The sequence below is a fragment of the Rothia terrae genome, assembly GCF_012396615.1.
In the GTDB taxonomy this organism is placed as follows: domain Bacteria; phylum Actinomycetota; class Actinomycetes; order Actinomycetales; family Micrococcaceae; genus Rothia; species Rothia terrae.
The window spans coordinates 48,821-72,084 of record NZ_JAAXPV010000014.1 but is presented as its reverse complement, the minus strand read 5'-3'; the positions used below and the strand labels follow the sequence as shown (position 1 = coordinate 72,084).

Here is a 23,264-nt window from a genome sequence, read left to right as displayed (position 1 = left end):
ATATTTTCCGCCAAGATGCGGTCCTCTACAAGACGGACCACACGGTCCTTTGCATCCTGGTCAAATTTTCTTGGCATATTCCAGATTTTCCCATCTACTCAAACGGAACAAAACCTGGGACACTTCACTGTAGATATTCAGCTCTCTGTCGCTGTTCCGCATAAACCCTACGCGGTGGCAATGGAGGCGGGCACTAGCGTCCTTGAAGCCATTGAATACACCACCGGGCTGCCCGTTACCGCAGTAGATGTTCATGTATTCTCGGCAACCAGCGCGTGCGACAGCGAGATTTACACGCCCAAACACGGCTCGCAGGTAGAAGCCGGCCAGGGATCATCTCGCGTGAACATCACGTACTCTCAGCAGGTTTTGGATTACTGCACTTCTCATACAGTCGCCACGATGCTGGATGTCGCCGCTAGCGACGTCAAAGTAAAAATCAGCGACTCGTCAGATGCAGTGTCAGCTACAGTAAACACCCCGGTAGCCCACGCTCTTATCTCAGATTTTGCCCGTACCCGCGGTACCCAGGCTCAAGCTCTTGAACAGTCTCTTTCAAAGTACGCCGAAAGTGTTCGCACCCCACTAACCTTTGCATTGCGCGAGAACTTTGGACGCGCCACCAACACAGTGGAGCTTAAAATTTCAACTATCTCCGGTGAGTCAGGAGGTACATTAAACTCAACCGCATAAGCTTTCGTCTTAATTTTCATGCAGCCGCAGTGACGGATATCCTCGAGACCTCCCACCGCCCCATCCCATACACCCCACATGATGCCCACCTCGTGAGCTAAGATATTTACTCGTGAGGACGAATCATAACGTAACTGGAAAAGCACAGGAGGAGCATCGATGACACCCTCCCCTGCACCCACCGCAAGTACAGGCGTCGAATTACCCGATGCACTGTTATGTGCGCGTGCAGTCGCAGGCGACCAGTATGCCTTCCAGGCACTCATTCGCCGCCACGCACCCGCCATGCGTTCATACGCCATTCGACTCACCGGAAGCACCGCAGATGCTGACGATGTACTCCAAGAAACTTTCATCCAAGCTTGGCGCAAGCTAGACACCCTCGAAGACGCAGCGAAGGTGCGAAGCTGGCTCATGACGCTTACCAGCCGAAAAGCTATTGACCTTATCCGTACTCGCAAACCCAACGTTCCCATCGACGACGTGGCAGAAACACACGCCAAGGAACAAACGCCCGAACAAAGCGCCATCACCGGCTCAGAAATCGGTGCGCTTGCCAAAGCCCTCAAAACTCTGCCCAAACAGTCGCAAGAAATTTGGGTGATGCGTGAGGTGGGTGGCTCGTCCTACCAAGAAATCGCTGAGCTACTCGATATCTCACCTGCGAGCGTCCGCGGAAAGCTAGCCCGCGCACGCATCAAACTAGTTCAGGAAATGGAGGGGTGGGACTCATGAACACCCACATTCCGTTAGAGACCCTGAGCAACTGGCTTGAAGATGAACATTCCGGCAATCACTCCCCACAGCACCTGCTGACGGGATTGCATATTCACCACTGCCCAACGTGTACACAACGTCTTGAAGCGTTGCAACGTCTTGAACGCGTAACCAATGACCTCGTGACCGAGGAAGAAAACAAACAGGCCAGCGACAGCAGCTGGTTAGATACCATGCTGAGCAACCTTGTTCTTGAGACCAAGGCAGGACGCTCGATTCCGCTGACCGCTCACCACGAGCTTGATACGCTCACGCAGACCGAAGGTTCAGTGATTGCAGCCATTCGCCGTGCCGGTGAATCCCTACCCGGCGCGCTGGTGAGCCGTTGCCGCCTTGATGGCGATGTCGAAGCACCTCGCACACCTATTAACGTTGAGATTACAGCATCCGTTCGCGAAGGTAGCTCCGTCGCAGACATCACGCGCGAGTTGCGTGAACGCGTTCGCAAAGAACTAGAACGTATTAGCGAATTGAACGTTGAGCAGATCAACATCACCGTCGAAGACATGCACTCCTTCGACATTGAACAAGCCACAAAGAACCTCAAGGACAGCCCCCATGCCCCATGACACTCTGCATATTGAACCTGCAGGAAGTGGCAGTGAAGCCCCCGATTCGTTGCGCGTGAAGATTCGCGAATCAATTCTTGCCGTAGCCGGGGTGGAGCAAATATATCCGCATGAGGGAGCTATTGGTGGCACCGTACGCGCGGTGGCTGCCGCTGTGCGCGAGGGCCAAGAAGGCGCCAAGGGAAACAAAGAAAGCGACTTCTTCGACACGAGCCAGCAGGCTGTCACCACGACAGTTGGCAAGGTAGCGGACGCGGTGAAGTCGCTGATTGAGGCTCCGGTGAGTGAGAGCGCGTCCGGCGCAGGATCAGAGAACCTCACCGTTGCTGTGCGCGTGGGGCTCAGCACCGATGCCGATGTGCCGCGCACCGTTCGCTCCGTGGCCGAGGCTATACGCCAGCATGTAGACGATGAACGCTACGTTCACGTAGAAGCCGTCAACTACTAAGGCTTTTTACACTAGAAAACCCCGGTCCTCTCACCGATGAGAGAACCGGGGTTTTATGCTCTCTATAGGCAGTAGGCACGCGATGCGCCCGTAAATCTAGCGCTCCTGCCCGTTGGCGCGGGGCTGTGAGTCGGATGCCGCGTCCTGCTGGGTAGTAGCTTTGGTTGCAGATGCGGTAGACGCGCCAGTTGCAGAATCAGCAGTGCCCGTAGCGCGTTCAGCAACAGCTTTCTTACGCGCCTCAGCCTCACGCTTAGCCTTCGCCTCAGCATACAGCTTGGCAGACGAACGATTAATACCGGTGCCCTGGCCCAGGTGCTCATCATTAGGGCGCTCAATCATCATGAGGGTAGCGCACAACACCAGCGTCACAATAAACACCGCACCAGCAACAGATAGCGACAGCGAGTACTGCGGAGCATTCTGAGTACCGCCCGTTGCAAAAATAAAGACGCCAAAAAACGCCACAACAGCCAGTACAACCGCAATAATCAGCGGCCCCTTAACCTGCTCTTTAAAACCGCCTGAACGCTGCTTCTCTACCACAAAAATCCCTCCAAAATGTGCATAACCTACTCTACAGCGAAAGCAGGGCTAGCGCGCCTCAATCTTCTTCGCGTCACTGCGCACAGTGAGGGCACCAATCATCATGAAAATGCCAGCAATCAGCGCGCCACCACCAGAAACACCCAGAATTGCTTTCGCACCAAGATCACCAATCACAGGAATAAGAGCACCAGCGACGGTAAGCACAAAACCGGCAATTCGCCAGTCTTTATCTATGGGCAATGTGTCTTTGACGCGCAACCCCAGCAGTATGGTAAGCACACCGCTAATACCCAGCACCAGCGAGCCCACGACAATAACCCATAACGAAGTGTGCGGCAGAATCATGGTCAGCACACCACCGGCAAGCTGAAGTAGCGCCACCGATTTAAGCGCCTGCACTACGGGAGCGAACTCTGCATCAAAAGCCCCAACGGCAGTTGAAGTCATAAAATTAGCTGCACCCAAACCGATAAAGAAAAGACCCAGCGCAATAGCCGCGCCGGTGAGCGTGGGCACCTGCCAAAAGACCGTCACCAGGCCAAATACAAGATTAACCAGCGCCATCACAACGGTGGGCACGAACAAAGAACGAGCAAGGTTTGAAGAAGTCACGGGTACTAGCTTAGTGATTACGATGCGAGCGCGCGACCTCGGTGCGCGGCGTTCTCGATCGCACTTTCTGTGGATTTGCGCTGTAATTTTCGCGTTTTTACAGTGCAGATCCATGGAAAGTGCACGAGCTATTGTCTATAGCGAGCGTAGGACGCGGGTGGTCAGCTTCAGTGCATGCGGCAGGTGACGTTCGCTGATACCGCCGAAGCCGATGACCGCGCCGAACTTTCGTGTGTTTTGATGCGCGCCAGAGTGCGCCCAGTAATCCCCCAGCGTTGCCGCCGTGAGGTTCTCTTGCTCAGCGCGGCGCAGAAACTCACGTTCCGCAAGAGGGGTGGCGCGTTGACCGGTAAACTCGAGCACCGCGTGCAGACCGCCGTCCATGGGTAGTACCTTGACCCAGTCCGGGGTTCGCTCCGATGCCAACGTCTCAAGCAACGTATCGCGGCGTCCCTTATACACACGGCGCATACGGGCAATGTGGCGTCGGGCGCCGCCATCCGTGAGAAAGGAGGCCATCGCATCCTGCGTGATAGACGAGACCGGCGAGCCGAGTACCCCGCGAAGATGCGCAACCTCAGCCATAACGGACGGCGGGGCAAGTAAATACCCCAAACCCAGACCGGGCGTAAGAGTCTTTGTAAAAGACCCCAGAGTAATCACGCAATCGTGGCCGGTTTGACGGTCCAGCGCTGCGAGAGCGGGCAGGGGATCGCCCACGTAGCGCAGCTCAGAATCGTAGTCATCTTCGACGATAAAAGCATCATTTTTCTTAGCCCATTCCAGGAGCTCAAGACGCCGCACAATCGGCATGGACGCCCCCAGAGGGTACTGGTGACTGGGTGTTACCAGCACGATATCCGGACGCGGGTTCTGCGGCAGGTGCGCGGGATTGAGGCCGTGTTCATCCACGTCAATGGGCACAATCTCGTGGCCGAAAGCCGCCGGGATTTTATGCAGCGACGGGTAGCCGGGGTTCTCCACAGCGATGCGCAACGGGCGGTCATGACGCTGGCGGCGCATAGCTGAGAGCACCAGGCGAAAGGCGTCGCGGGCACCGGCGGTCACCAAAATTTCGTGCGGTTCACGCACCACGGAACGCATGACGCGCAGGTGCTCCGCCAGCTGTTCTTGCAGATAAGTGGCGCCCACTGCGGGGTATGAGCTACCGGGCTCAGCGGCGGCTTTTCGCCAGGCAGCACGCCAGGCAGCACTGGCAAGGAGCGAGGTGTCGGGGGTTCCGGGAAGCAGATTCAAGGACGCGGTTGAAGACTCAGCGCGGCCTGGCCCAGTGCTTTGCTCCGGAGATTGCGGTGAGATTTTTTGTAATTTCAAATCCGCCGTCACAAAGGTTCCACCCCGCGATGTCTGCACGTACCCCTCAGCACTGAGCTGCTCAAAGGCCGCCACAACGCTGCCGCGCGAGACCCCGAGCCTAGTAGCGAGCGCACGCGAGGAGGGCAACGCATCCGCCGGTTTGAGGGTGCCAGTAATAATATGACCGCGCACCTGCTCAGCGATTTGGGCAGGCAGTGGTTGACCACTGTCTTTGCTGATATTCAGGGGAAGTTCGGCAGGGCGAGAGGTGCGAGGCATGGGTCTTTTAGTTCTTTTTGAGAAGGGGCACTTATCGTTCAATTTTGGGGCAAATTTTGAAGGATATGTGGTTTCTCTCGGGGTGCTGGTCTAAAATTTTTGCGCGATTCTGGCTCTATTATTAGACCACCTGACGCGCTGACAATAGAAACCATGACTGAGACTAAAGATTTCAACGAAAACATCACCGGCTCACCCCTGGTCAAGCGCGGCTTGGCAGACATGCTCAAGGGCGGCGTCATCATGGACGTCGTAACCCCCGAGCAGGCAAAGATTGCGGAGGACGCGGGTGCGGTAGCCGTCATGGCACTGGAACGCGTTCCCGCGGATATTCGCGCGCAGGGCGGTGTAGCTCGCATGAGTGACCCAGATATGATCGAGGGCATCATCGATGCCGTTTCCATTCCGGTCATGGCGAAGGCTCGCATCGGCCACTTTGTTGAGGCGCAGATTCTTGAAGCGCTGAAGGTCGATTACATCGACGAATCTGAGGTGCTCTCCCCCGCTGATTATGTAAACCACATTGATAAGCAGGGCTTTAAGGTGCCGTTCGTGTGCGGCGCGACCAACCTGGGTGAGGCGCTGCGTCGTATTGCTGAGGGTGCCGCGATGATTCGCTCGAAGGGCGAGGCTGGTACCGGCGACGTTTCTGAGGCAACCAAGCACATCCGCACCATCAAGACTCAGATCGCTGAGTTGCAGGCGCTCTACGCGGTATCACCCGATCTGCTCTACGTGAAGGCTAAGGAACTGGCTGCTCCCTACGACATCGTGCTTGAGGTGGCGCGCACCGGCAAGCTACCCGTGGTGCTGTTTACGGCTGGTGGCGTGGCTACTCCGGCGGATGCGGCGATGATGATGCAGCTCGGCGCGGATGGCGTTTTTGTTGGTTCGGGCATCTTCAAGTCAGGCAACCCGGAAGCACGCGCGAAGGCGATTGTGAAAGCGACCGCGCAGTTTGAGGATCCAATGGCGGTGGCGGACGCGTCCCGTGGTCTGGGCGAGGCGATGGTCGGTATTAATGTGGCGGATCTTCCTGCGCCGCACCGTCTGGCGGAACGTGGCTGGTAAAGAATTTTCCGAGCTAGCGAGGAAATAAAAATTCTTTGCCAGCGCCAGACACAGCAAAGCGGTCTGGCGAGAAGCTATGAGCGAAGCGAATGCCTGAACAGGTGGGTTGACGCAGTAAGGTTCTAGCTTGGTTTGGTAGGTGATAGTGCCGTGAGAACTCGCGGGTGTGCCCCTGCTCAGTCGTCGTCGGTCGCTGGGCGACCTTTGAACGACGTGAGCAGACGGAGCCCGCTCGTTTCTCACGGCACCACCCCATTGGCTACTTTCGCTATCGTCACAGCTCGGAGGACGGCACATCAGCCACATCTCTGGGTAGAGAAAAAGTTTCTAGTCTCTTCATCTTTCTCTGGCTAGTCTGCGTTTCTCTGCCCAGGACGGTGCATCCACCTAGCCCCCCGCCCGGGTAGGTTGCGCCGTCCAAATTTTTGTAATTCCAAGTTTTTTCGCATCCCCTTTGGAGGCATCTTGTCTGAATCTCACCTTTCCGGCACTGGCAAAACCGTCGGCGTTCTCGCCTTGCAGGGCGGGGTTTCTGAGCACGCCGAGACGCTGCGCGGGTTAGGTGCCGAGGTTGTGCTGGTCAAAAAGGCGGAGCAGTTGCAGGGGCTGGATGCGCTCGTCCTACCCGGCGGGGAGTCGTCCACGATTGATCGGTTGACGCGCATCCTTGGTGTTCGTGATGCTCTGAAGAGCGCAATTTCCGGTGGCTTGCCAACGCTCGGCACGTGTGCCGGGCTGATTATGTTGGCACGGGAGATTGATGATCCGGCGCCGGGGCAGCAGTCGCTGGGTGTGCTTGATATTTCGGTGGGACGCAATGCGTTCGGTTCGCAGGTTGATTCGGCGGAAGCTCTGCTGGAATGGCGTACTCCTGCCGGAGAGGTTTTGCCCGTGAAGACGGCGTTTATTCGTGCGCCGCGGGTGTCTTCGGTAGGCGAAGGTGTTGAAGTGACCGCGCGCTACCGCGGTGAGATTGTGGGCGTGCGAGCCGGAAATGTTATTGGTATTTCCTTCCACCCGGAACTCACCGGTGACACCACCGTGCACGAGGAGTTACTGGGATTGGCGTAGGACTCGGCGTCCTTAGTGAGACAATTTCACGGAATTTTCTCAATAGGCGGCTGATTGAGAAAATCGTTGCGCAAAGTCTCACTAAGAGCACCCGGGTAACGCACTCACCCACCCCCACTTTCCGTGGATTTACGCTGTAATTTCGCGGTTTTTCCACCGCAAATCCACGGAAAGTTGTGGGGCGGGGCGGTTATTGCACTGAGGTCGCCCTCTCAGGTGCAGTTTGTTCTAGCGAACTCGCAGTGAAGTAGTCGTACAGTCCAGTTTGCAGTGGGTGAACCAAGTCCAGTCGCATACTCACAATTGGTTTTGAGTCGATAGTTGTTTGCTGGGCATCGCGCGGGGTTTTAGCCTGGCCCAGGTACACGAAATCAGTGCCTTCGGCATCGTCTTTTTTCACGAAAATATCGAGCTGATAGTTACCGTTGATAATGCCGCTTTCTACACGGCTTTTCAGGTTGCGTCCGTGCTTGGTGTACCAAAAGAGAGTTGATTCATCTTCTAGGTGGTCCTCGTATTTGATGGCATCATCAATGTCATCCGACTTATGGTAAGTGATGAAAATAGGGCACGTAGAGGTACTCTGATCAGCCTTGTAACCGTACATAGTTGACTCATGATTAGCCTGCCAGTTCAGCAAGCGGCAGACGTCTTTTCGGCTGTATCGCTCTCCCACGAGAAGTTTGCCCGCTGGTGAGTAGTGGTGTTGGTTGAGGTAGAGCCCTGCCTCCAGAACGTCATCTATATGCTGCGCAAAGTAAATGTTCCCCTCGTATTCAGCTTTAAATTCTTGGGAAATCTCAAATCTCTGCCCAGCGAACGATGCGATGGGCCGGTTACCATAACGCTCGCGTCCAGCATCGGTAAAGAATTCCAGGTTCAGAAAGCGTGCAACAGATTCTATGGTTTGCGGCTCGGCCACAGCGCCATATTCCGCGTAGATCTCTTTTAGCTCAGGTGCTGCGATGTTCCCGTGTGCTAGTAGTTCTTTGAGCAAAAGCAATTCGTGAGGACGTTTTCCGTTTAGAAACTCCCTATCTAAAAGAGCCAGGTACCCCTGTTGTACAGGTGAAAGCTCCGGTGTTGCGTTGTCTATTTTCTTCAGAAAATGCCAGTAGGTAGGACGCGTGTTGTTAGTTGTGAGAAAAACAGTGGGGTTTGCGGTGTCGTAGTGCGCAAAATCGTAACGCATGGGTGTGCGCCCCAATCGCTCTTCTAATTCGCGGTACGTCTTTTTCAGCATCACCATGCTGTCAAGCTTGGCTGCTGAAAGTGCGTCCAGAACACGCTCACGAGAAACCTCATCAAAACTGATGTTTGAAATCCCGGCAATTGCTCCGGATTGGCGGGCCTGAATAAGTTTCTCGCGAATGGAGTCTTTATTGAGTGACCTATCACCAAATAAAGCGATGGGAATGAGGAAGTTATTTTTGTAATTACCAATAAAGTCGATGACGCGAAGATGGTCTTTACCGGTGAACTTACGAAGCCCGCGTCCAAGTTGCTGAGTGAAAATAATGGATGATTGCGTGTTACGTAGCATCACAACCTGGTTAACATCTGGAATATCGATACCCTCGTTGAAGATATCGACGGTCAGGATATAGTCGAGTTCTCCTCGTTGAAGTCGCTGAACGGTGTCTTCTCGAGCAATTTGAGAGTCCTCACCAGAGAGGATCGCTGTACGTAGAGCTCGTCCGTTCAAGGAACGTTTGTTGAACTCCCTCGAAAGTTCTTTTGCCTCATCTTTACGGCCACAAAACATCAGGCCTTTGACGTTACGAGCATGGCCATAGGTCTCAAGCATCTGGACAATATAATCTACACGTTCATCTACTACGAGTTTCCGCAGGTCAGAGGTTTCTTCGATAGTAGTACCCTGGGCATCTGTATAGTCGCTGACTCCGTAATAGCTGAAGGGAACCAGCATCTTCGATTCAAGTGCTTTTTGCAGTCGAATCTCGTATGGGACGTTGTAATGAAACAGCTCGTAGATATTGGTGCCGTCAGTACGCTCGGGGGTTGCGGTGAGTCCCAGTAAGAAATCAGGCTTCAGATAATCAATAATGCGTGTGTAAGAAGTCGCTCCAGCGCGATGCACCTCATCGATAATGACGTAATCAAAATGTTGCGCAGAGATACTTTGTAGGTTCTCTTCACGGGACATCGTCTGCACCGTAGCAAACACGTACTTACGGTCTATTTCGCGCTGACTTCCCACAAACTTACCGAACTCGTCTGCAGGCTCCTCGAGAACTTTCTGAAACTCCTCAATCGTTTTATTAAGGATCTGCTCACGGTGCACTAAAAACAAAACCCGCCGCGGTTTAGCCTGACGCACAGCGAGCGCCGCCAGAATTGTTTTACCTGTACCCGTTGCAGAAATAATGAGTGCTCGTTCAGCTCCCGTATTCCTAAGTGCTGCTAACTCGTTGAGAGCCTCTTGTTGCATTAAGTTTGGTTCGATGCGGCCCACAGGTACCACCGGCTCTGTGGGTGCCTCAAAAGCAGCTCTGACGATCTGCGGTTTTCTGCGTGACTCGTAAGCCCTAATCCAGTCAGTGGTCAGAGGCGAGGATGCGGCATGCAGTCGGTCAATCGCGTCCTCAAGCTGTTCGGTAATATGACCGTCTGGCATCGCCGAGAAACGAAGGTTCCATTCCTCGTTCATAAGCAGCGCACCTCGCGTTAGGTTCGAGCTACCCACGATTGCGGTAGTTGTGCGCGCCTGATGAAAGATGTAACCCTTGCTATGGAACGCGTCCACAGAATCATTGAGGACTCTGACGTTAATGTTTGGGAATTTGAGGAGTTCCTCAAAAACACTGGGCTCGTTGAAGTCTAGGTAAGTTGAAGTATAAATTGTGCCTTCGCCCTTGAAATCAAGAAGAGCCTGCTTGAGTAGCCCCAGTGCGGACGAGGTTATGAAAGCTACTGAGAACTTGAAAGATTGGGCACGCCGTAGCTCATCGAGCATAGCGCGCAGCATAGTGTGCTCACTCTTGTTAGCGTAAAGATAAGGGTTGAAGATGCGTTGAGATACCGCTGTTTTGTCGATAAATCCGTAGGCATTGTCGTCCGCAAGAATTTGACGGGGATCAGCGTTATGGACAGTCATGATTAGCTCAGGTCTTTCATGATCTTTTCGACTGCGGGGATGTCCGCGGGGGCCCAATCCAGCTCCAGGAGTTTCTGTGGTTCTACCCAGCGAATTTCGGAGTGTTCAGTGAGTATGGGTTCTGCATCTGCAAGTGCGCAGTAGAAAGTTGTGAGCGTAACGATGCCGAAATCGTATTCGTGAGTTGTTGACTCAACTTCTTCGCCGACGCGGGCGTCCAGCTTAAGTTCTTCTTGAAGCTCGCGGGCTAGAGCCTGTTGCGGGGTTTCACTGGTTTCAATTTTGCCACCGGGGAACTCCCACATACCGGGTAATGACATGTTCTGACTACGCTGCGCTGCCAGAACCTTATTGTCTTTCACTAAAACCGCGCCGACAACACTAATACACTTCTTCATATCTACTCCTTGCACGGACTTGCTCATACAAGCAGCTTAGATTTTCCGCGGGCGCGGTGCCAGGCGGCAGCCCGATGTGCACACAAAATGACCCGGCGTTTTTACGTTGAACCGGCGGTTGGTTATCGCCGGCTCAAGCGAAAAACGCCGGTTCAAGGTCAGATAAGGACGCGACGCGGCAGGACGGCGGGGTCGAGGCGGCCAGGCGGGGGAGGCAGCCAGGTGCGCGCGTCGCCAGCTGGCTCGGGGCTGGCGTGAATCGCTTCCGAGCGCCCCGCGCGAGGATGCGAGAGGGACTGCTGGCGACGGCGTGCCTGACTGCCGAGCATCCTCCCCTAACTACCAGCGTCCGCACACAACAAACCCCTGGCGTTTCGCTCACGGCAAGTAGTTAAACACTCAGCGGATGAGCGGAACACCAGGGGTTAGCAGGTCAGCATCGGCCCAGCAGGCTACCTGCCTTGTACCTCGTCGGCGCGGATGATGCTGCGCGTAATGTCCTCGGACGTCATGGGCTGGCCCGAGTTCGGACCTAGGTTGTTGTCCATCATGATGACCTTGGCGTTATTACTGGAGGCCAGCGCCGTGTACACCGCGATGCCGTCGTTGAACTTCAACCACTCCACGGCAGCATCAGCGGTCAGACCCGCATCCTTGAGCTTGTCGATGCGTTCCTTCATACCCTTAGCGATCTCATCACCCTCCTGCGCGATACCCTCACCGCGCAGACGGCGCGCGTCACGCTCTGCCTCCGCCTCAAGAATCGCGGCAGCCTTGTTACCCTCAGCAGTGAGAATCTGCGCCTGACGCTTACGTTCGGACGCGTTCACCTGGTTCATCGCGTCCTTCACCTCGGGCGCGGGCTCAACGTCAATGACGTTGGTGTCTTTAATAACGTAACCGTACTCGCCGATTTTCTCGGTCAGCTCGCCCTGCAACGCCAAGCCAACCTGGTGCAAGGAGCCGTACGCCTCGTCCAAATCTAGCTTGGACAGCGAACCCACAATGTTCTGCTGAATGTAAGAACGCATCTGGTTCTCGGGGTTCGACAGGCGGTAGACGGAGTTGCGAATGTCCTGCTCGTTCTCGTTCACAAAGTACTGCACGTTCACGGGCACCTGCACAAAGACGTTGTCTTTGGTCTTGGTGGCGACCATCAGGTCAAGTTCTTTGATGCGTAGCGTCTGCTTGTAGGCGACGCGTTCCACCACCGGCAGGCGAAAATGCAGGCCGGAGAACAGGGTGCGATGGTACTTACCGAGCTTCTCAATCACGTAGACGTCGGATTGCGGCACCACCAGCACGCTCATCAGCAGAAGGACAGCGAGAATGCCAAGAATGATTAAAACAAAGGTAAAACCGGCGATTGCGAACATGCCTTTCCTTACGTGAGTAGGGTCATATTACGCTCTTAACTCTACCTACCGGCTAAGACTGCCTCAACCGTCAGCTCTCTTTTAAACAGCGAGATCCTGATTTATCGACGAGATCCTGCTTTAAAACAGGATTTCATCGATAAATCAGGATCTCGGGGGATGCGGGTGGGTTAGTCGCGCTGCCAACCAGCCAGCGGCGTCGCCCCTACCTTAGCGCTTCTGGTACAGGCTCTTGCGCTGGAACTTCGGGTCTGACGTTACCAGCACGCCGAGGCTGCGGAAGATACCTTCGTCCACTGAACCCAGGATGGTGGTGGTGTGAACGTCGCATCCGCGCAGGTTCTTGAGCTGCTCGAGTGCTGCGCGTGCGTTCTCGTCGGTTGATGCCGAAACGGAGAGCGCAATCAGCACCTCGTCGGTGTGCAGACGCGGGTTTGCGCTACCCAGGTGGTCGGTCTTGAGCGCCTGAATAGGTGCAATCGACTCGGGTGAGAGCAGGTGTGCGTCCTTATCGATGCCAGCCAGCTGCTTGAGAGCGTTCAGCAGCATCACGGATGAGCAACCGAGCAGGTCGGTGGTGCGACCGGTGACGACGCTACCGTCCGGCAGTTCGATAGCCGCTGCGGGCAGTGAGGTTTCTTCTTCGCGCTTGCGAGCGGGCTCAACAACCACGCGGTCGGCAGCCTTTACGCCTGCCTTCGCCATGACTACAGCTGCACGGTCTGACTGGGTTGAGTCCAAACCACCGCGCGCCTCGTCAACGAGTGCCTTGAAGTAGCGGCGAATGATTTCCTGTTCGGACGCGTGACGGCATGCTTCGTCGTCGGTGATGCAGTTGCCGGCCATGTTAACGCCCATGTCAGTCGGTGACTGGTAGGGGGTTTCGCCGGTGAGCTTCTCGAGCATGGTCTTGAGTAGCGGGAATGCTTCTACATCGCGGTTGTAGTTGACGGTTGATTCGCCGTGCGCGGTGAGGTGGAAGTGGTCGATGACGTTGGCGTCGTTGAGGTCAACGGTTGCAGCTTCGTATGCGAGGTTGACGGGGTGTTCCAGCGGCAGGTTCCAGATCGGGAAGGTCTCGAACTTTGCGTAGCCGGCTTCAACGCCGCGCTTACGTTCGTGGTAAACCTGTGACAACGCGGTTGCAAGCTTGCCTGAACCGGGGCCGGGTGCGGTAACAACCACGAGGTCGCGGGTGGTTTCAGCGAATTCGTTACGACCCAGACCTTCTTCTGACACGATTAGGTCGGTGTTGGTGGGGTAACCGGGGATGACGCGGTGGCGTGAAACCTTCAGACCCAGACGCTCCAGACGCTCCTTGAAAGCAACAGCCTTACGGTCGTCGTCTTCCATCTGGGTAAGGAAGATGTGTTCTACCAAGAAGCCGCGGTCACGGAAAACATCTACCAGACGCAGAACATCGTCTTCGTAGGAAATCCCCAAGTCAGCGCGCATTTTCTGGCGCTCAAGGTCCTTGGCGTTAATGCAGATAAGAATTTCAACTTCGTCGCGAATGTTGTCGAGCATTGCGATCTTGTTGTCGGGAGTGAAGCCCGGAAGCACACGGGATGCGTGCATATCATCAAAGAGTTTGCCGCCCATTTCGAGGTACAGCTTGCCACCTAGTTGCTCGCGACGCTCCTGAATGTGCGCCGACTGCATTTCGATGTATTTCTCACGGTCAAAACCAATTTTATTCACCATGGAATTCAAGCATAGCACGCGATTTTCGCCCGCCGGATGCTTGTGGGCGCTATCTCGTACACGCGAGGGTGCGCGTCGCATCCCTATTAAGGCAACCCCTTAAATCGGGGTTTAGAAAGTGCGCACCGCAACATTTTTGCCGGCGGCACGCACTGGTGTCGAGGGCTTTCTGGACGCGGTTGTTAGAGCGTCATGCCCGCAATGTAGGCAGCCTGCGCGACGTGCTGAGCGGCGTCGTCAACGATGCTGACTAGACGCGCGCCGCGAGTCACGGCAGGCTCCCACGAGGTATCGATTACCTCGGAAAGATCATCTTCAGAGAGGGTCTTGATGTAGGCGATCAGCGCGCTCAAAGCCGCGTTGACGTACTTGATGAGCAGCTGAGCATCGCTCACGATGATGGCGCGAGCGTCCTCGGGTGAATGCTTGTAGCCCACGCCGTCACCGAGTTCACCCAGGTCAAACTGGGTTTTGAAGTCTTGAGCAGTCCAGACTTCGTCCTCACCCGAGAGCATGGAGAGTTGCACGTCAATTTCACGACCGGTGTGCCACAGTAGCCACGCGATTGAGTTGTCGTGATCGCCGGGGTGCGCGTTGAGTAGTTCGGGGGTCAGGCTGGATGCGAGCGCCCTCAACGCCTGTCCGGGGCGTGATGCGAGGTCGAGCAGGATGTCTGTTGAATTCATGGCGTTTTCTTTCTGTCTGTGGTGGTAGCCCGTAGCAACCCCTGGTGTTTCGCTCATGGCAAGTGGTTAAAGACCCAGCGAATGAGCGAAACGCTAGGGGTTGGCAACCTCTTTCAACTTTACAACTTGCACATTTTTCTTACAGGTGTAAATTAGTGATGTTGACTTAACCAGCAGAACCATGATTGACAACCAGAAAGAGTGACGCGATGACAGCCCAAGACCCCCGCACCGCACGCAGCCGCCAAGCGCTGATCGATGCGATGACGCGCATCCTTGACTCTTCAACCTCTCCGGAACTGAACGTCAGCGACATGGTGAAAGAAGCGGGCATCAGCCGCCCCACCTTCTATCAGCACTTTGGCGACATGAAGGCACTCGTGCAGGCGGCAACGCAAGACCGCCTGAACGCCACATTCGACGCGACACAACCTATTACCATCAACACATCATGGGCACAGTTTGCGCGCACTAACTTTCGCCTGATGCTCGCTGAGATGAACAAGAACAGGACATTCTACATCAACGTGCTGCGCGGGGTAGGTGGCTACACCGCAACCAACGATGTGCTGGAAATGATTGCCAACAAAATTCTCAACCGCTCCCCCATGGGCCCGGTGCTACGCACACGCAAAAGCCCGGTATCAGCCCTCGAACAGGCGCACTTTATGAGCGCAGGGGTGGTCTGGTTGCTGGCGCGACGCATCCTCGATGAATCCACCGAGACCAACCCCGAAGAACTGGCTGATCACATGGGTATTTTGCTGTTGCATTCGGCGGGCGTGAGTCAAGAAGACTTCAACACCGCCTACCCCGAGTACGCCAACTAGTTTTTAGTTTTAACAGAGATAAAATTTACAGAAGTAAGAAAAGAGACGAGATGAGACAGAAAATTTCATCGATTAAATCTCGCGGCTTAGCGCAAAAACTTATTGTTCTTTTCGCTATTGCACTGGTGCCGATGATTTATTCAGCCATGCTGATTTCATCGGTTTTTGATCCAACAAACAATCTAGATACCGTGCCCGCTGCTGTAGTCAACAGTGACCGTGCGGTGACTCCACCTAACGGAGGCGACCAGGTAAACCTCGGCCAGACTGTCACCGATGAACTCGTGAACTCCACTTCGGACAACAACCTCGACTGGCAGCAGATGAGCGAGGACGATGCTGAGAAGGCACTCGAAAACGGTGACGTGTACGCGGTTCTGCGTATTCCCGAAAACTTCTCGCAGAACACGACGTCGATCGGCAACGATGACCCGTCGACGGCAACCCCCGCGCAAATTACGGTGACTTCCAACGACGGCTCAAACGTGGTGATGGGTAACATTAGCGCATCCATTGCTAAGTCCCTTGAAAACAACTTGGATTCCAAGGTCTCTAAGGAGTACCTGGGCAACATTTACACCGGTTTCAACGACGTTCACAGTAGCCTATCTGACGCCTCTGACGGCGCGACCAAACTTGCTGATGGCACTCAAAGCGCAGAAGACGGCGCGGTACAACTGAACTCTGGCTTGGGTGAACTTTCATCCGGCGCTACCCAGGTCAACGGCGGCGCACACGACCTTGCTGACGGCGCCGCATCCGCTAACGACGGTGCGCAGCAGTTGGCAACCGGCGCGAATGACGCCGCAACCGGCTCAGCAACACTCGCGGACGGCGCAACGCAAACCAGCCAGGGTGCATCGGATCTCGCAAGCGGCTTGGGCGAACTCAACACCAAGCTTTCTGAAGTTCCGGCGCAGGCGCAGCAGCTGAACGACGGCGCTCAGGCGCTGGCAGACGGTGCGCACACCGTTGACGACGGCACAAAGCAGCTGGCAACCGGCATCAAGAGTGCCGACGATGGCGCTAAGTCATTGGCAACGGGAGCGCATTCAGCAGACGACGGCGCTAAGGCGCTGGCAACCGGTGCGAATGACGTCAATGACGGCGCGCAGGCACTCGATAAGGGTCTGCAGGATATGGACGCCAAGGTCAACGGCACCGAGGGCGAGACCCTTGCCGCTGGCGCACAGGCACTCAGCGACGGCGGAAACGCTCTGAAAGAAGGCGCACAGGGCGTTGACGATGGTGCGCAGAAACTCGCCGCCGGAACCCAAACCGCCTATGACGGCTCGCAAAAGTTGGCAGCCGGCGCAGGCACTTTGGCAACAGGAACAGACACTCTCTCTAAGGGTGCAACCGGTGTCAACGACGGTGCGCAGGCACTACTTACCAACTGGGACGCGATGACCGAGGAGCAGCGCAAAGCCGCAGTTGCAGCCCTTGCCACCGGAACCCAGACCCTCGCAGACGGCGCGAAAGACGTTAACGACGGTGCGCAAGCACTTAACACTGGCGCAACCGACCTCGCCGGATCCGCAGAGCAGGGCACCGGCCTGGCAACACTCAACGGTGGCGCGCAGCAGCTCGCCGGCGGAACAGGTCAGCTCGTAGAAGGCGCCGACAAACTCGCAACCGGCGCGCAGTCGCTCAACGAAGGCATCGGCACCTTGGGCGACGGCGTAGCCTCTGCCCGCGCGGGTGCCGACCAGCTCGCCGGCGGAACCGGCGACCTCGCCTCCGGCGCAGACCAACTCTCCACCGGCACGGGCGACCTCGCCACCGGCGCTGACAAGCTTTCAGCAGGAACCGGTGATCTTCTTACTGGCGCCAACCAGCTCTCCACCGGCACGGGCGACCTCGCCACCGGCGCTGACAACCTCGCCGACGGAGTCAGCCAGCTCTCCGGCGGAATGGGGCAGGTCAGCGACGCTGTGTCCAGTGCCTCTGACGGTGCAAATAAGCTCAAGGACGCCACCTCACAAGTAGCAGGCGGCGCAATCGAACTGAACTCCGGTCTAGGAACTCTCGCCGGAGGCGCTAACAGCCTGGCAACAGGAACCGGCGACCTCGCATCCGGCGCAAACACCCTTGCCGACGGCACACAAAGCCTGAACGACGGCGCATCAGATGCAGAGCAAGGCTCAGCAGATTTGAGTTCCGGCTTGGGCGATCTCAACGGCGGCTCGCACGAACTCGCGGACGGTCTCGCCGAAGGCAAAGACCAGGTACCCACCTACAGCGCCAGCGAATCCGACCATCTGTCGGGCGTCGCATCCGCCCCGGTCAAGGTTGAGTCCACCCGCCTGCACGAGGTACCCACCTACGGTCACGGCTTGGCGCCCTACTTCATGTCAATGTCACTGTGGGTTGGCGCAATCGCCTTCTTCCTCATGTTCCCGGCGCTCAAATCAAGCCATGTACGCCACGACAAACTCGCGCTGTTTGGCGCGCTGCGCTCCTACATGCGCTCGGTGCTCATGGGTTTGGTGCAGGGCCTCGTGATGGTCGGCATCTTGGTCTCGGTTGTTGACCTGAAGGTGCATGATCTCGGTGGTCTCATGCTGTTCGTGCTTCTCACGTCGATCACCTACTATGCCATCAACCAGGCACTCGTTGCCTTGTTAGGCCCTCCCGGTCGCTTCTTGGCGCTGATTCTCACGGCTTTACAGCTCGCATCCGCCGGTGGTACGTACCCTATTGAAACCGCGCCCGGTTTCTTCCAGGCAATGCACCCGTGGCTACCTCTCACCTACGCGCTTGAGGCCTTCCGCTCCTTCATTGCAGGCGGCGATATTGGCGTGGCTCACGGGGTCACCGTTATGGTGGTGTGGTCGCTCATCGGCCTTGCTCTGCTGTGGCTGGCGGCATTTATTCGCCAGCGTAAAGAACGACGCGCGTGGGCAGGTAACGCCAACGCCACTCGCAAGCTGGTGAAGGCTTAGGGCTCCCGCGGGAGCGCCGCACTTTCCGTGGATTTGCGCTGTAACTTCGGCGTTTTTACAGCGCAAATCCACGGAAAGTTATATCTACACAAAAGTGCCCCTCACGCTCATAACGTGAGGGGCACTTTTATATCGTGAAGTTATTTACTTCTTGTTCGTGAAGATAACGCTCTCACGATCGTAATCAGGACTTACTTCCAAAGTAATGTTCTCGGGATCTGCAACCCCAAATACAGCGTCGTAAGAGACCTTGTCGCCGGGCAAAATCTTGCCTTCAGGGCCGCTTGAAATGTTCTGTTCAGAGTCGAACACCTTAGACATTTCTTTGCCACCGGAGTTACCCGAAAGATAAACCGAGGTGGGGTCGTAAGCTTCTTTGGTGCCGTTTTCAATGGTGATCGTGAACTTGCGGTGGTTTTGCACCGAGTCATCGCCGATGCTTGCTGAGGTGTCGCTAGGCGTAAAATCGGCGGGCTCTGAAATAGTAACTTTCAGGCCGTCGTTGTATTCAGCGGTCTTACCAAAAGCAAGGACGCCCTCGGGAACAGTGGGTTCTTCGGTCGCAGCTACGCTGGGTGAAGAGTACGAGGATTCGGATGCGTAAGGCGTTGACTCAACTTCTTCGTAAGAGGATGAGGTCGCGTCCGCTACTGCTCCTGCAACGACAAAGAAGAAAACGATACCCGCGATAATCGAACCGAGAACTGAGAGCGCAATGCCGATAATCGGGGTGACTTTTTCTTTGAATTTCTGGAAGAGACCCACGATGCCGGTGACAAAACCTGCGAACAGCAGAATCCAGCCGAGGAACATGATAGCCGGAACGCATCCGAGAATCAGGCCGAGAGCTGACAGTGCGATAGAGACAATGCCGAGCACGTTCTTCTGCTTCTTTGCAGGAGCCTGAGTGCCGTTGTACTGGTTGTAGGGATCGTTGTTGTACTGGCCGCCGGTGTTCTGCGCGCCATAGGCGGATGCGCCGTACTGGCCGGCGGTTGACTGACCGTTCGGCTGGCTGTTGTAAGAGCTGTAGGGGCTGGTGGATGCCTGGCTGCTGTAGGGGCTCTGGCCGGAGTAAGCGTCCTGCTGCTGGCCGTAAGCACCCTGAGATGATGAAAAACCCTGCTCGCTAGGTGCCGGGTTCTCGGTGGATGATGAGCCGAAGCCCTCTGCTGAATTCTGCGCTGAGTTCGCTGAGTAGCTTCCGCCGGTGGTGTGTTGCGTGTCGGAGTTTAGATCTGACGCGCTGTTATCGGGGGTGTCTGAAGAAAATGGGTTGTTCTGATTCTCGCTCATAGCTCACATTGTAGGGTGAAGCTGAAAGAAAACTGAAAGCTTTTTATAAAGTTTTCGTTCTTTACGGATTAATAAACCTCGCACATTTCACTTTCCGTGGATTTGCGTTGTAATTTCGGCGTTTTTACAGCGCAAATCCACGGAAAGTTACGACGGAGGGACGCGGCGGCGCCCTCATTTAATCCACACGCCCGCACGCGCGCGATACCCCAGGGTGAGCGCACGCATCCCCATGTAGCCAATGGCGTAGCTAATCCACAGCCACACAAAACCCGCCGCCGTCGCATCGCCCGAGAACACCAGGTACACCGCAGCCAGCATGGGCAGGTAAACCACCGCGTTCACTAAGGATGCGAGCGCCAAGTACCGTACGTCCTGTGCGCCGATGAGTACGCCGTCGAGAATGAAGACGTAGGACGCGAGTGGCTGCCCTACGGTGACCACCAGTAGGGCGAGCGCGAAGAGGTATTGCACGGCGGGGTCGGCAGTAAAGAGTGGGGCTGCGAAGAATCCAATGAGTGGGCATAGGAGCGCGGTCACCACGCCGAAGCCGAGTGCCCAGCGCACCAGTCGGTTTTTGAGATGGACTACGGCGTCGCGTTCTTCAAGGAGGGTGAGGTCGCGAGCGCCGAGTTCCTTGCCGAGTAGTGCTTGGGCGGCGATGGCCAGGGAGTCTAGGGCGAAGGCGAGGAAGTTGAAGAAGGTGAGCACGAGCTGGTAGGCGGCGAGGTTTTCTGCGCCCTGTGTGGTGGCGACGAAGACGGTGGCGAGCAGGGCAATGCGCATGGAGAGTGTGCGCAACATGAGCCAGGATCCTACTTTCAGCACGCCGAGCACACCGCTGCCGTGGAGCGCGAAGGGAACGCCGTGCGCGCGCATACCGCGAACCACCATTGCTCCGAGAACCAGAGCCATGAGCCATTGCACCACCGAGGTGCCCAGCGCTGAGCCTGCCACGCCCATGCCTACCGGGTACACGAGTACCCAGTTGAGTGCCGCATTCAGCACAGCACCGGCGGTTGCCACATAAAGCGGGGTTTTGGTGTCTTGCATTCCGCGCAGGACGCCTACAGCAGCGAGCACCGCGAGCATGGCGGGTAAACCGGGCATTGACCAGCGTAAATAGTCCACGCCAAAGCCGTGAACATCGCCTTGCCCGCCCAAAATTGTCACGATTGCAGGAGCGAATATCCACAAAATACCGCCCACGAGAACGCCCAGCAGCAAGGCGGTGAGTAGGCCGTCGCGTCCTGCCGTGTATGCCTGCTTGAGATTGCCCGCGCCGAAGGCACGAGCCACCGCAGGAGTGGTGGAGTAGCTCAAGAAAACGCTGAGGCCGATGACGGTTTGCACCACGGTTGAGCCCAGTGTCAACCCAGCAAGTTGCGGCGTGCCCAGGTGCCCGATAATTGCAGAGTCAGCCATGACAAACAGCGGCTCGGCGATAAGTGCGCCGAAAGCAGGGATTGCTAGGGCGAGAATCTGCCGGTTGAGGGACGCGGGTGTGCGGCTGGACGCGGTGCTACCTTCTTGCGCGGTGGGCTGGCTTTGCGGGGTCTTGGGTTTGATGCTCACGTCTCCACTCTAGTTTCAAGAGAGGCGGGTGTGCATTGTTGCGGTAGCGTTCGTAAGGAGCGTTACTTCTTCGCCCAGACAATCCCACCGAGCGCAAGATGCAAAAGACCCCGCGTCCTGATCTGATAAAGGACGCGGGGTCTTCACTATGTTCCGATGCGGTGTGGCTTTAGAGCTCTACTGTTCCGCTGGTGCCCGAAGGACGCTCGCCGGTGATCTTAGATTTGGCGATGGATGAGAGCATCGCCAGTTTGCCGCCGCGGCTGCCCCAGAACTGTGCGGATTCGCCGTTGAAACGAATCAGTCCGAGGTTGGGGTCACTCTTGCCACCGTCGAACCAGGCTTCAACGCTGTCGCTCCACAGCTCATCGATCTTTGAGCGGTCGTCTACAAACTCAACGGTGCCTGCAACGGACAGCCATGAGCCGGCCTCTGCGAAAGCGAGGTTAGCTGAGGGGTTCTGGCGAAGCTGCTGAGCCTGCTCGCCCTGCAAACCGATAAAGAACCAGACATCGGCGTCGTCGGTTACCTGTTGCGGAACCATGGGGTGCGATTCAAGCTTGCCGCTGGGGGATACCGAGGTCATCATGACAAAGCGCTCACCGCGCATGGTTTCTACAACGTCGTTCTGAGTCAGGTCTGACATGTTCTCTCCTTAGATAAAACGTATGCTTACTGTCCTACTGTACCGCGCGTCACTACATCGCGGCGCAAGACTCACCTTGTCAGAACGCAAAAGATTTAAAGGACGCGGGCGCGCACGTAATCGGTGCAGTCAATACCGGGAGCAAAAGGAAAGATGCGCTCCCCCACAATCTCAAACCCGTTTTTGGCGTAGAAAGCGTTAGCGCGCTCATTGTAAATGTTGGTACCCAAGAAAACGGACGCGAAACCCGCTTGCTGTGCATCGTCAACCACGCGGTCCATGAGCTCGTGGGCGACCCCGGTGCCACGCGCATCCGGGTGCACATAGAACTTGCTGAGGTAGGCAGAGTTCTTATCAACAGTATCAAGCAGCTCGGCAGGATCAGGCTGGGTATCAAGCAGGGTGTAGCCCAGCAGTTTTCCGTCTTCACCCTGCGCAAGGTTAATAATCATGCGCTCGGACTGATCTAAAAATTCCGCAAACACGGTCTCATTCAGCTTGTCATCGTTGAACTTCTCAATGGCATCCGCCGGAATAAAGTGCGGGCAGGCATCCGGAAAAAGTTCGCGCGCCAGCTCGCTCACAGCAAGAGCGTCATCGGGTGTTGCGGAACGGTAGGTAATGTTCATTCAATCATCCTTCGATTCGCCGGGTAACGGGCAAGGCGCACAACACTAACAAAGAATGTGAGGGTATATCTAGTGGCTACCTCACACCGGCTGTCAGCATAATTTATGACTTTTCGTAGCCGCGAAGCTTATCGAGCTCGCGTCGTTCGCTCTTGGTAGGACGTCCGGTGCCGCGGTCGCGTCGCGGAACACCCGCGCTGAAGTACGAAGGACGCGGCTCCGACAGGTCCTCGTAGCAGGTCACCGCAACCGGTGCGCCCACGCGCTTAGAAATCATCTTTTCAACGCGCAGAACCTTCTCCCAGCCCGGGTAGCGCACGCGCACAATATCGCCGATTTTGAGTTTCTGCGAGGGTTTCACGTGCTCATCGTTCACACGCACGTGCCCGGCGTTGCACTCATCTGTTGCCAACCCGCGCGTCTTAAAAACGCGCACGGACCACAGCCACGCATCCACGCGCGCCGGCTTTTGGGGTTCAGTGCTTTGCTTGGTTGTTTCAGCCATACCTCAAGCCTAGTGGATGCGGCACAGTGCGGGCAGGCACATTATTGACCCGGCGCTTTCGGGCGAACCGGCTATAACCAACCGCCGGTTCAAGCGAAAAACGCCGGGTCAACGCTCGCATCAGCACCGCCCGCTGAGGATCAACTTTTCGCCGGTTACTTCGTGGAACT

At 56.1% G+C, this 23,264-nt stretch carries 21 protein-coding genes; 8 read left to right on the top strand and 13 right to left on the bottom strand.

All coding sequences use genetic code 11. From position 1 onward, the window contains the following. From HF984_RS08580 to HF984_RS08565, 4 genes are all read left to right on the top strand, one after another. On the top strand, positions 1 to 693 hold a 693-nt coding region (locus tag HF984_RS08580), incomplete at its 5' end, for an Asp23/Gls24 family envelope stress response protein (protein WP_210729667.1). A 159-nt stretch (positions 694 to 852) separates the two neighbouring features. Further along, positions 853 to 1,428 (top strand): RNA polymerase sigma factor, encoded by a 576-nt coding sequence (locus tag HF984_RS08575; RefSeq protein ID WP_168615260.1) that lies wholly within the window; start codon positions 853 to 855, stop codon positions 1,426 to 1,428. Next, positions 1,425 to 2,039 (top strand): Asp23/Gls24 family envelope stress response protein, encoded by a 615-nt coding sequence (locus HF984_RS08570; protein ID WP_168615259.1) that lies wholly within the window; start codon positions 1,425 to 1,427, stop codon positions 2,037 to 2,039. The genes HF984_RS08575 and HF984_RS08570 overlap by 4 nt, the downstream gene beginning before the upstream one ends. Then, positions 2,029 to 2,487, top strand: coding sequence for a hypothetical protein (locus tag HF984_RS08565; protein WP_168615258.1), 459 nt, complete (start codon positions 2,029 to 2,031; stop codon positions 2,485 to 2,487). The genes HF984_RS08570 and HF984_RS08565 overlap by 11 nt, the downstream gene beginning before the upstream one ends. 96 nt (positions 2,488 to 2,583) lie before the next feature. Here HF984_RS08565 and HF984_RS08560 read toward each other — a convergent pair whose 3' ends face one another. The 3 genes from HF984_RS08560 to pdxR form a co-directional block, all read right to left on the bottom strand. Further along, positions 2,584 to 3,033 (bottom strand): hypothetical protein, encoded by a 450-nt coding sequence (locus HF984_RS08560; RefSeq protein ID WP_168615257.1) that lies wholly within the window; start codon positions 3,031 to 3,033, stop codon positions 2,584 to 2,586. A gap of 48 nt (positions 3,034 to 3,081) precedes the next feature. Then, on the bottom strand, positions 3,082 to 3,648 hold the full coding sequence (locus tag HF984_RS08555) for a hypothetical protein (RefSeq protein ID WP_168615256.1): 567 nt from the start codon (positions 3,646 to 3,648) through the stop codon (positions 3,082 to 3,084). A 135-nt stretch (positions 3,649 to 3,783) separates the two neighbouring features. Continuing rightward, positions 3,784 to 5,244, bottom strand: a complete 1,461-nt coding sequence (pdxR, locus tag HF984_RS08550) for a MocR-like pyridoxine biosynthesis transcription factor PdxR (RefSeq protein WP_168615255.1) — start codon at positions 5,242 to 5,244, stop codon at positions 3,784 to 3,786. A gap of 153 nt (positions 5,245 to 5,397) precedes the next feature. On the opposite strand from pdxR, the gene pdxS reads away from it, so the two are divergent. Both pdxS and pdxT read left to right on the top strand, forming a co-directional pair. Continuing rightward, the gene (gene pdxS, locus HF984_RS08545; RefSeq protein ID WP_168615254.1) at positions 5,398 to 6,315 is read left to right on the top strand and encodes a pyridoxal 5'-phosphate synthase lyase subunit PdxS; all 918 of its coding nucleotides are present in this window, start codon (positions 5,398 to 5,400) and stop codon (positions 6,313 to 6,315) included. A 465-nt stretch (positions 6,316 to 6,780) separates the two neighbouring features. After that, positions 6,781 to 7,386, top strand: coding sequence for a pyridoxal 5'-phosphate synthase glutaminase subunit PdxT (gene pdxT, locus HF984_RS08540; RefSeq protein WP_210729666.1), 606 nt, complete (start codon positions 6,781 to 6,783; stop codon positions 7,384 to 7,386). A gap of 190 nt (positions 7,387 to 7,576) precedes the next feature. On the opposite strand, the gene HF984_RS08535 is transcribed toward pdxT, so the two are convergent. The 5 genes from HF984_RS08535 to HF984_RS08515 all read right to left on the bottom strand — a co-directional run bounded on the left by HF984_RS08535 (position 7,577) and on the right by HF984_RS08515 (position 14,668). Further along, complete coding sequence (locus HF984_RS08535) at positions 7,577 to 10,504, bottom strand: DUF3427 domain-containing protein (protein ID WP_168615253.1); 2,928 nt, start codon at positions 10,502 to 10,504, stop codon at positions 7,577 to 7,579. A 2-nt stretch (positions 10,505 to 10,506) separates the two neighbouring features. Next, on the bottom strand, positions 10,507 to 10,902 hold the full coding sequence (locus HF984_RS08530; RefSeq protein WP_168615252.1) for a (deoxy)nucleoside triphosphate pyrophosphohydrolase: 396 nt from the start codon (positions 10,900 to 10,902) through the stop codon (positions 10,507 to 10,509). 452 nt (positions 10,903 to 11,354) lie between these two features. Further along, the gene (locus HF984_RS08525; RefSeq protein ID WP_168615251.1) at positions 11,355 to 12,278 is read right to left on the bottom strand and encodes an SPFH domain-containing protein; all 924 of its coding nucleotides are present in this window, start codon (positions 12,276 to 12,278) and stop codon (positions 11,355 to 11,357) included. A gap of 210 nt (positions 12,279 to 12,488) precedes the next feature. Continuing rightward, on the bottom strand, positions 12,489 to 13,982 hold the full coding sequence (locus HF984_RS08520; protein WP_168615265.1) for a DUF1846 domain-containing protein: 1,494 nt from the start codon (positions 13,980 to 13,982) through the stop codon (positions 12,489 to 12,491). Between the two features lie 182 nt (positions 13,983 to 14,164). After that, positions 14,165 to 14,668 (bottom strand): mycothiol transferase, encoded by a 504-nt coding sequence (locus HF984_RS08515; protein ID WP_168615250.1) that lies wholly within the window; start codon positions 14,666 to 14,668, stop codon positions 14,165 to 14,167. 209 nt (positions 14,669 to 14,877) lie between these two features. Here HF984_RS08515 and HF984_RS08510 point away from each other — a divergent pair, with 209 nt between their 5' ends. Next, on the top strand, positions 14,878 to 15,498 hold the full coding sequence (locus HF984_RS08510; RefSeq protein WP_168615249.1) for a TetR/AcrR family transcriptional regulator: 621 nt from the start codon (positions 14,878 to 14,880) through the stop codon (positions 15,496 to 15,498). Between the two features lie 50 nt (positions 15,499 to 15,548). After that, positions 15,549 to 18,443 carry a YhgE/Pip domain-containing protein gene (locus HF984_RS08505; protein ID WP_168615248.1) on the top strand — a complete coding sequence of 965 codons (2,895 nt, stop codon included), beginning with the start codon at positions 15,549 to 15,551 and terminating at the stop codon, positions 18,441 to 18,443. Between the two features lie 144 nt (positions 18,444 to 18,587). Here the strand turns inward: HF984_RS08505 and HF984_RS08500 are convergent, their stop codons facing one another. From HF984_RS08500 to HF984_RS08480, 5 genes are all read right to left on the bottom strand, one after another. Continuing rightward, the gene (locus tag HF984_RS08500; protein ID WP_168615247.1) at positions 18,588 to 19,739 is read right to left on the bottom strand and encodes a DUF308 domain-containing protein; all 1,152 of its coding nucleotides are present in this window, start codon (positions 19,737 to 19,739) and stop codon (positions 18,588 to 18,590) included. A 174-nt stretch (positions 19,740 to 19,913) separates the two neighbouring features. Then, entirely contained in the window at positions 19,914 to 21,314 is a 1,401-nt protein-coding gene (locus HF984_RS08495; protein WP_343947398.1) for an MATE family efflux transporter, read from the bottom strand. Between the two features lie 169 nt (positions 21,315 to 21,483). Beyond that, positions 21,484 to 21,960 carry a pyridoxamine 5'-phosphate oxidase family protein gene (locus HF984_RS08490; RefSeq protein ID WP_168615246.1) on the bottom strand — a complete coding sequence of 159 codons (477 nt, stop codon included), beginning with the start codon at positions 21,958 to 21,960 and terminating at the stop codon, positions 21,484 to 21,486. A 95-nt stretch (positions 21,961 to 22,055) separates the two neighbouring features. Next, a complete protein-coding gene (locus HF984_RS08485) occupies positions 22,056 to 22,589 on the bottom strand; it encodes a GNAT family N-acetyltransferase (RefSeq protein WP_168615245.1) in 534 nt (177 codons plus the stop codon). A 103-nt stretch (positions 22,590 to 22,692) separates the two neighbouring features. Beyond that, entirely contained in the window at positions 22,693 to 23,094 is a 402-nt protein-coding gene (locus HF984_RS08480) for an RNA-binding S4 domain-containing protein (RefSeq protein WP_168615244.1), read from the bottom strand. Between the last annotated feature and the right edge of the window lie 170 nt (positions 23,095 to 23,264).